8 protein-coding genes and 1 pseudogene are annotated in these 6,829 nt (G+C 70.2%); 5 read left to right on the forward strand and 4 right to left on the reverse strand.

What is annotated here, in order from left to right; genetic code table 11:
- Positions 1-494 (forward strand): annotated as a pseudogene (locus ACMUOO_RS15875) (cobyric acid synthase CobQ); the annotation flags it as partial.
- Between the two features lie 9 nt (positions 495-503).
- Here the strand turns inward: ACMUOO_RS15875 and cobD are convergent.
- The 4 genes from cobD to ACMUOO_RS15895 are packed head-to-tail and all read right to left on the reverse strand — an operon-like array spanning position 504 to position 3,797.
- Positions 504-1,466 (reverse strand): threonine-phosphate decarboxylase CobD, encoded by a 963-nt coding sequence (gene cobD / locus ACMUOO_RS15880; protein WP_413855714.1) that lies wholly within the window; start codon positions 1,464-1,466, stop codon positions 504-506.
- The gene (cbiB, locus tag ACMUOO_RS15885; RefSeq protein WP_301920105.1) at positions 1,466-2,395 is read right to left on the reverse strand and encodes an adenosylcobinamide-phosphate synthase CbiB; all 930 of its coding nucleotides are present in this window, start codon (positions 2,393-2,395) and stop codon (positions 1,466-1,468) included. Before cbiB ends, cobD begins: the two co-directional genes overlap by 1 nt.
- A gap of 8 nt (positions 2,396-2,403) precedes the next feature.
- Positions 2,404-3,225, reverse strand: coding sequence for a propanediol utilization protein (locus ACMUOO_RS15890; RefSeq protein WP_301920094.1), 822 nt, complete (start codon positions 3,223-3,225; stop codon positions 2,404-2,406).
- Positions 3,222-3,797 carry a histidine phosphatase family protein gene (locus tag ACMUOO_RS15895; protein ID WP_301920095.1) on the reverse strand — a complete coding sequence of 192 codons (576 nt, stop codon included), beginning with the start codon at positions 3,795-3,797 and terminating at the stop codon, positions 3,222-3,224. Before ACMUOO_RS15895 ends, ACMUOO_RS15890 begins: the two co-directional genes overlap by 4 nt.
- Positions 3,798-3,849: 52 nt before the next feature.
- Here ACMUOO_RS15895 and cobU point away from each other — a divergent pair, with 52 nt between their 5' ends.
- From cobU to ACMUOO_RS15915, 4 genes are all read left to right on the forward strand, one after another.
- The gene (gene cobU / locus ACMUOO_RS15900; protein ID WP_301920096.1) at positions 3,850-4,356 is read left to right on the forward strand and encodes a bifunctional adenosylcobinamide kinase/adenosylcobinamide-phosphate guanylyltransferase; all 507 of its coding nucleotides are present in this window, start codon (positions 3,850-3,852) and stop codon (positions 4,354-4,356) included.
- Between the two features lies 1 nt (position 4,357).
- Positions 4,358-5,377 (forward strand): nicotinate-nucleotide--dimethylbenzimidazole phosphoribosyltransferase, encoded by a 1,020-nt coding sequence (gene cobT / locus ACMUOO_RS15905; RefSeq protein WP_301920097.1) that lies wholly within the window; start codon positions 4,358-4,360, stop codon positions 5,375-5,377.
- A complete protein-coding gene (cobS, locus tag ACMUOO_RS15910; RefSeq protein ID WP_301920098.1) occupies positions 5,374-6,120 on the forward strand; it encodes an adenosylcobinamide-GDP ribazoletransferase in 747 nt (248 codons plus the stop codon). The genes cobT and cobS overlap by 4 nt, the downstream gene beginning before the upstream one ends.
- Before the next feature lie 107 nt (positions 6,121-6,227).
- Positions 6,228-6,829: aminotransferase class III-fold pyridoxal phosphate-dependent enzyme (locus tag ACMUOO_RS15915; RefSeq protein ID WP_413855715.1), on the forward strand; the 602-nt coding region annotated here is incomplete at its 3' end.

Consider the following 6,829-nt stretch of genomic DNA (forward strand, 5'->3'; position numbering starts at 1 on the left):
CGGCGCATGTCCGACGGGGCGGGCATGTCCTCGGCATCTGCGGCGGGTACCAGATGCTCGGCCGGACGATTGACGATCCGGAAGGGATCGAGGGTGCGCCCGGCGAGACGGCGGGGCTCGGCCTGCTCGACGTCGTCACGGTGATGACGCCGGACAAGCGCCTGACCCGCACCGCTGCGCGCCACGCCGCGACGGGGGCCGCGATGGAGGGTTACGAGATCCACATCGGCCGGACCGAAGGTCCGGCGCGTGCCCGGCCCTTCGCTTTCGTGGAGGGCATCCCAGAGGGCGCGGTCTCTGCCAGCGGACGGGTAATGGGGAGCTACCTGCACGGCATGTTCGCGGGAGATGCCTTTCGCGCCGCCTTCCTCTCCGCGCTCGGTGCGCCGTCGAGCGCACGTTACGGTGCCGAGGTCGAGGCGGCGCTCGATGCGCTTGCCGATCACCTCGAGGCGCATCTCGATGTCGCGGGGCTCTTCGCGCTGGCGCGCTGAGCCCGCGCCTCAGGCGAGCGCGGCGGCGAGCCGGGTCCATTCCGCCTCGCCGCCAGGAAGCCCGAGGCGGAGCCAGGTTCCGGAGTAGGGGAAGATGCGCGACCATATCCGCGCGCGCGCCAGCCGTTCCTGCGCGCCTGCGGCATCCGGCGTATCGTAGAGGCGGAACAGGGTCGTCCCGCCGACGCAGCGCCAATCGGCCCCGGCGGCGAGGGCATCGAGCCGCCCTGCCTCGCCGGCAAGCCGGTCGCGGGCGCGTTGGGCCCAGGCATGGTCGGCCAGCGCCACCGCGCCGACCTCGATCGCGGCGCCGCTGACGGGCCAGGGTCCGGCCATCTCGGCAAGCCGTGCGATGTCGCGCGCGGAGCCGAGGACGAAGCCCAGCCGCAGGCCCGCAAGTCCATAGAACTTCCCGAACGACCGCAGGACGAGGATGCCGGGGGCGATGGCGCCATGCGCGGACGAAGCATCCGGGGTCGCATCCGCGAAGCTCTCGTCCACGACGAGGCGTCCGACGCGCCCCGCAAGCGCGTGCAGCGCGTCCGTGCCAAGCACGCGGCCGTCCGGGTTGTTCGGGTTGACGACGACCGCCAGATCGGCGCCGACCAGTGCCTCGGGCGTGCTCACCTCCTCCACGCTCCAGCCTGAGGTGCGCAGCGCCCCGGCGTGTTCGTTGTAGGTCGGACCCAGCACACGGGCGAGGCCGGGCAGCGAGAGCCGCGGAATCATCTGGATCGCCGCCTGCGCGCCGGCAACAGGCAGGATCGCGGCCTCCGTCCGGTAGGCTCCGCGCGCGGCGGCGATCAGACGCTCTGTTGCCGCGCGCGTCGGCAGCATCGTCCAGGCCGGGGCCGGGATCGGCGGCAGGGGATAGGCGACCCGGTTGATGCCGGTCGAAAGGTCGATCCAGTCTGCCGAAGGGCCGCCAAACCGGGCGATCGCCGCGTCGATGTTCCCGCCGTGGTCGCGCATCAGAGCGCCGCCAGAATGGCGAGGCCGAGCGCCATCGCCAGTATCGCGAACCAGAAGAGACGGAGCGCACGCTCGATGTCCGCTGGCTGCGGGTCGGGGGCGCCTTCGTTCAGCCAGGGTTCATCGGCGACGCGATCGTGATAGGTCCGGGGACCGGACAGGCGGATCTCGAGCGCGCCGGCAAGCGCCGCTTCCGGCCAGCCGGCGTTGGGCGAACGGTGGCGGCGTGCATCGCGCCACATCGTTGCGAGTGCCGCGCGCGGACGGGTGCAGACGAGCGCGAAGAGAAGTCCGGTGAACCGCGCGGGGATGATGTTGGCAAGATCGTCGATCCGGGCGGCGGCCCAGCCGAATGCGCGGTGGCGCTGCGTGCGGTGCCCGATCATCGAATCGAGCGTGTTGATCGCCTTGTAGGCTGCGATCCCGGGCAGGCCGAAGAGAACGCCCCATAAGACCGGCGCGACGATCCCGTCCGATGTGTTTTCGGCCAGACTCTCGATCGTGGCGCGCGCGATGCCCTCTTTGTCGAGCTGGTCGGGATCGCGTCCGACGATCATGGAGACAGCCCGGCGCGCGGCGACGAGATCGCCTGCGGCGAGCGGATCGGCCACGGCCCGGATATGGTCACGCAATGACCGCATCGCCACGAGCGGCCAGGCGAGTACGCCGCCCAGTAGGATGCCAGGCGAACCGGCCGGAAGCACCCAGGTCACGACCCAGGCGATCTCTGCGGCCGCGCCGACGACAACCGCGACAGTGACGATCCCCGCAACCCGCCTGGCGCTTTCGTCGGCCCCTTCGAGGTTGATCCAGCGGTCGAGCGCGTCGATCATCCGGCCGATCCAGGTCACGGGATGGCCGATGGCGCGGAACAGCCGGTCCGGCCAGCCGAGCACGGCGTCGATGCAAAGCGCCACGAGCATGATCATCGCGCCGGTCACTGCCGTACTCCCACCCGGAACCGGACGATCCCCGTCATGCCTGCCGCGCGCAGGGCCGCGGCAGCGTTTGGGGCGATTCGTCCGGGCACGAATAGCAGCGCGCGGGCCGATCCGGTATGGCCCATGGCAAATCCCATTGCCCCGAGTTCGCGGGCAAGTGCCGCCGTCGGGTCACCCCGGGGCCCCCGGAGCGCAAGGGTACGGCTGGCAGAGAGGCTGGCGATCTCGGCCAGAGTCTCTGCCCGGCCGGTCGACGCGGCGCGGCCCCAGGGGCCGATCAGATCGGCGATGTCGGGGAAATTGCCGTCCCCCGCATCGGTGCGTCGGACCGGGCCGAGAAATCCGCCGATGACGTCCATCCTTGGCAAGGGTGGAAACGTACCGAGCACGCGCCCTTCCCGCGAGGCCCAGAGGAGCTGTTCGGGGTGAGGAAACATCAGGGGATCGCTTGCGCCTTCAGCCGCGACGCAGGCACTCGCGAGGGGCTCCGGCGCTGGCGCAACGCCTGCAAGCCGGGCAAGGGCGACGAGTGCCGCCGTGGACGCGCCCGCGCCACCGCCGGCCGGCATCGCGGCCCTGAGCTTCACGTGGCCGGACAATCTGCGGTCCAGCCGTGCAAGGAACCGGCGGGCGCGTTCGGGCGTGATGAGCCGCTGTCCGCTGCCGTGGATCGTAAGGCCCGGGCCTGGTCTGTACCAGGCTTGGAGGGCGAGAGACGGACAGGGCAGGGTCACCAGTGCGACCGGACCCTCCGGCCCGATCCGGCCTTGCAGAAACTCACCGAGATGCCCGGCCACGCGGACCGAAGGCTGGCTCACGCCGGCCCCCAGTTCACGGTTCCGATGGACCAGGCGCCTCGCGGCAACGCCGTGATGCGCGTCATAGACAGCGGGGCCACGGTGAAGCCGAGCGCGGGCGCAACGCTGCCGAGCGCCAGGGCGAGGGCCGCACGGACGGTGCCTGCATGGGCGACGATCGTCACGCGGCCGCCCGTCGCCAGCCCAGTCAGCGCCGGTCCGACCCGGGCGCAGAGATCGGCGAAGCTCTCGCCTCCCGGTGGGCGGTGCTCTGCCAGCGCGCCATTGGTCATCGGTCCGAGATCGGGGATTTCGCCGGTCGGCCGCCCCTCCCAAGCGCCGAAGTCCTGCTCCCAGAGCGCGGGGTTCTCCTCGACACCGGCAACCGGCCAGAGGGCTGCTGCGGTCTGACGGCAGCGCAGCGCCGGGCTGACCACGATCCGGCCGGGGTCGCCCACGCCGAGCCGCAGGGCCGCCAGGGCGGCGAGATCGGAACAGTCTGCGGCCACGTCTGTGCGGCCGCAAAGCCGGCCCTCCGTCAGCGCCGGCGCGTGACGGATCAGGATCAGCTCTGTCGCCGCTTCGTCAGCCACCGTCGCATTCTCCCTTTCGCAGGCCGCCCGTTATGTGCTTTGAGAACGGCCCATGGGCAAGACGATACTCATCACCGGCGGAGCCCGGTCTGGCAAAAGCGGCATCGCCGAGACGATGGCGCTGTCGCTTGGCCGCCCGGCGACCTACATCGCCACGGCCGAGGCACGCGACGCCGAGATGGAGGCGCGGATCGCCGCGCATCGGGCGCGCCGGAGTGACGCGTGGATCACGCGGGCGGAGCCCCTCGATCTTCCGGGAGTGCTTGCCGATACCGATGGAACCGGCCCGCGGCTCGTCGATTGCCTGACGCTCTGGCTCACCAACCTGATGCTGGCCGAGGCGGACTGGCAGGTGGCGTCCCGCGCGCTCGTGGCTGCGCTGCCAGTGCAGCGGTCGCCGGTCGTCTTCGTCACGAACGAGGTCGGCATGGGTATCGTGCCCGACAACGCGCTTGCCCGTGCCTTCCGCGACGCGGCGGGGCTCCTGAACCAATGGGTCGCCGCCGCGGCCGATGAGGTCTACCTTGCCGTCTCCGGCCTGCCCTTGAAAGTGAAATGACATGAGCCTTCCGCGCCTCTCCTCGCTCTCGCAACTCGCAGCACTGGCCGACCGTCTGCCGGTCGCCGACACCCAGGCAGCCGAAGCGGCGCGGGCGCGGCAGAATTCCCTGACGAAGCCGCCCGGCTCGCTCGGCCGGCTTGAGCAGATCGCGGAGTTCATGGCCTCATGGCGGGGCACCGCGCGACCCGAGATATGGAAGGCCCAGGCGCTCGTCTTCGCAGGCAATCACGGGATCTGCGCGCAGCGCGTGAACCCCTATCCGCAGGAGGTGACGGCGCAGATGGTCGCCAACTTCCGCACCGGGGGGGCCGCGATCAACCAGCTCTGCGCGGTGAACGGAGCAGACCTGTCGGTGATCGCGCTGGAGCTGGAGCGGCCCACGCGCGACTTCACAGAAGCTCCGGCGATGGATGAACTCGACTGCCTCGACGCGCTCTGGCAGGGTGCGGCAGCCGTCGATGCCAGCGCCGACATCCTCATTCTCGGCGAGATGGGGATCGGAAATTCCACCGTGGCGGCGGCACTGGCGGCGGCATGTTTCGGCGGGCCGGTCGCCGAATGGGTCGGGCCCGGAACAGGCTCTGACAAGGCCGGACTCGCGCGGAAGGTGGAGGTGATCGAGCGCGGCCTGAAGAGGCACGGGGCTGCGCTCGGAGATGCCGGGGCGATTCTGGCCGCGCTCGGCGGGCGCGAGCAGGCCGCGATCTGCGGCGCGGTGCTGGCGGCGCGGGCGGAGCGGATCCCGGTCATCCTCGACGGGTTCATCTGCACTGCCGCCGCGGCGGTCCTTCACGCCGCCGACAAGAGGCTGCTCGACCACTGCCTCGTCGGCCATGTCTCGGCCGAGCCAGGCCACCGCAAGCTTCTGGCGGCGATCCACAAGCGCCCGGTCCTCGAATTCGAGATGCGCCTTGGCGAAGGCTCGGGCGCGGCACTGGCGCTCGGGATTGTGCGGTCGGCGCTCGCCTGCCACAACGGCATGGCGACCTTTGGCGAGGCCGGGGTTTCGGAGGGATGAGCGGGCGCGGTGCCGAGTTGCGACTCGCCTTCCTCCTGCTCACGCGCCTGCCGGTTCGCGCTGTTTCGGGCGAGGCGCCTTCGATGGCTGCGTCGTCCTGGGCCTGGCCGGTCGTCGGACTTGCTGTAGGCGCGATCTCTTCCGTCGCCGGATATTTTGCCCTTGCGGTGGGGGTGACGCCACCGATGGCCGCCATCGTGGCACTTGCCGCCGGCGCACTCGCCACCGGCGCGCTGCATGAGGACGGGCTCGCCGATCTGGCGGACGGTTTCGGCGGCGGGCGGACACGTGACCGCAAGCTAGAAATCATGCGTGACAGCCGGATCGGCTCCTACGGGGTCGTCGCGCTGGTTCTCTGTTTCGCCTTTCGCGCCGCAGGACTCGCCGCGCTCATCGACTCGGGCGGTGCGTTTCTCGGTCTTCTGTCCCTGGCGGCAGCGTCGCGGGCGGTCCTGCCCGCGGCACTGATCCTGATGCCGCCGGCACGACAGGACGGGCTTGGGCGGGCGGCGGCCGGAATCGAGCCTGTTCCGGCTCGAATCGCGGGCGTGATCGGCCTCCTTTGCCTTCTTCCGCTGGGCCCCGGCACTGCCGCCGCGATCGCCGTCGCGATGGCGCTTGCGGCCTTCGCCGTCGGCTGGCTCGCCATGCGGCAGATCGGCGGGCAGACCGGGGACGTCCTCGGTGCCATGCAGCAGGTCGCCGAATGCGCAGGTTGGGCTTGCGTGGCTTCTGCTATTTGATCAAATATTGGAGTTGCGCCACCGACGGGAACGAATCCAGCAGATCGAACCCGCTTCCAATTTGATCAAAAATCGCGGATAACGGGACGCCCGGAAGGAGTGCCGCCATGCCCGCAAGGAAGAATCTGATCGCCGGAATCGACCGTGACCGCCTGAAGCAGGTGGCCGAGCGTGAGGGCCGGCGCTTCGCCGCGTCGCGTCCGAAGACGAGCGCAGCGCTGGAGGCCGGCGCAGGCACATTCCTCGACGCGGTGCCGATGCATTGGATGAAGGACTGGCCGATGCCCTTTCCGATGGTCGTCGATCATGCCGAGGGTGCGCGCATAACCGACATCGACGGCTACGGGATCGACGATTTCTGCCTTGGCGATACCGGCTCGATGTTCGGCCATTCGCCCAAGCCGGTCGCGAAGGCAATCCGACGGCAGGCGCGGAGGGGTTTGACATACATGCTGCCGACCGACGCGGCGATGGAGGCCGGGCGGCTCCTCACCGAACGGTTCGGTGACTTCAAGTGGCAGATCGCGACGACGGCGACCGACGCCAACCGTTTCGCGCTCCGCGTCGCGCGTGCGGTCACCGGCAAGCCGAAGGTTCTTGTGTTCAACGGCTGCTATCACGGCACCGTGGATGATGCGATGGTGCAGCTTTCGAACGGCAAGACCGTGACGCGCCCCGGCCTGACGGGGCAGGTCATGGACCTGACGGA

The sequence above is a fragment of the Albidovulum sp. genome (assembly GCF_041919395.1).
Lineage (GTDB): Bacteria > Pseudomonadota > Alphaproteobacteria > Rhodobacterales > Rhodobacteraceae > Albidovulum.

Excerpts from the sequence above, each read along its gene's own strand:
- cobT (WP_301920097.1), top strand. The coding sequence starts at position 4,358 with ATGAGCCTTCCGCGCCTCTCCTCGCTCTCGCAACTCGCAGCACTGGCC.
- cobS (WP_301920098.1), top strand. The coding sequence starts at position 5,374 with ATGAGCGGGCGCGGTGCCGAGTTGCGACTCGCCTTCCTCCTGCTCACG.
- cobD (WP_413855714.1), bottom strand. The coding sequence starts at position 1,466 with ATGCGCGACCACGGCGGGAACATCGACGCGGCGATCGCCCGGTTTGGC.
- cobU (WP_301920096.1), top strand. The coding sequence starts at position 3,850 with ATGGGCAAGACGATACTCATCACCGGCGGAGCCCGGTCTGGCAAAAGC.
- cbiB (WP_301920105.1), bottom strand. The coding sequence starts at position 2,395 with ATGATCATGCTCGTGGCGCTTTGCATCGACGCCGTGCTCGGCTGGCCG.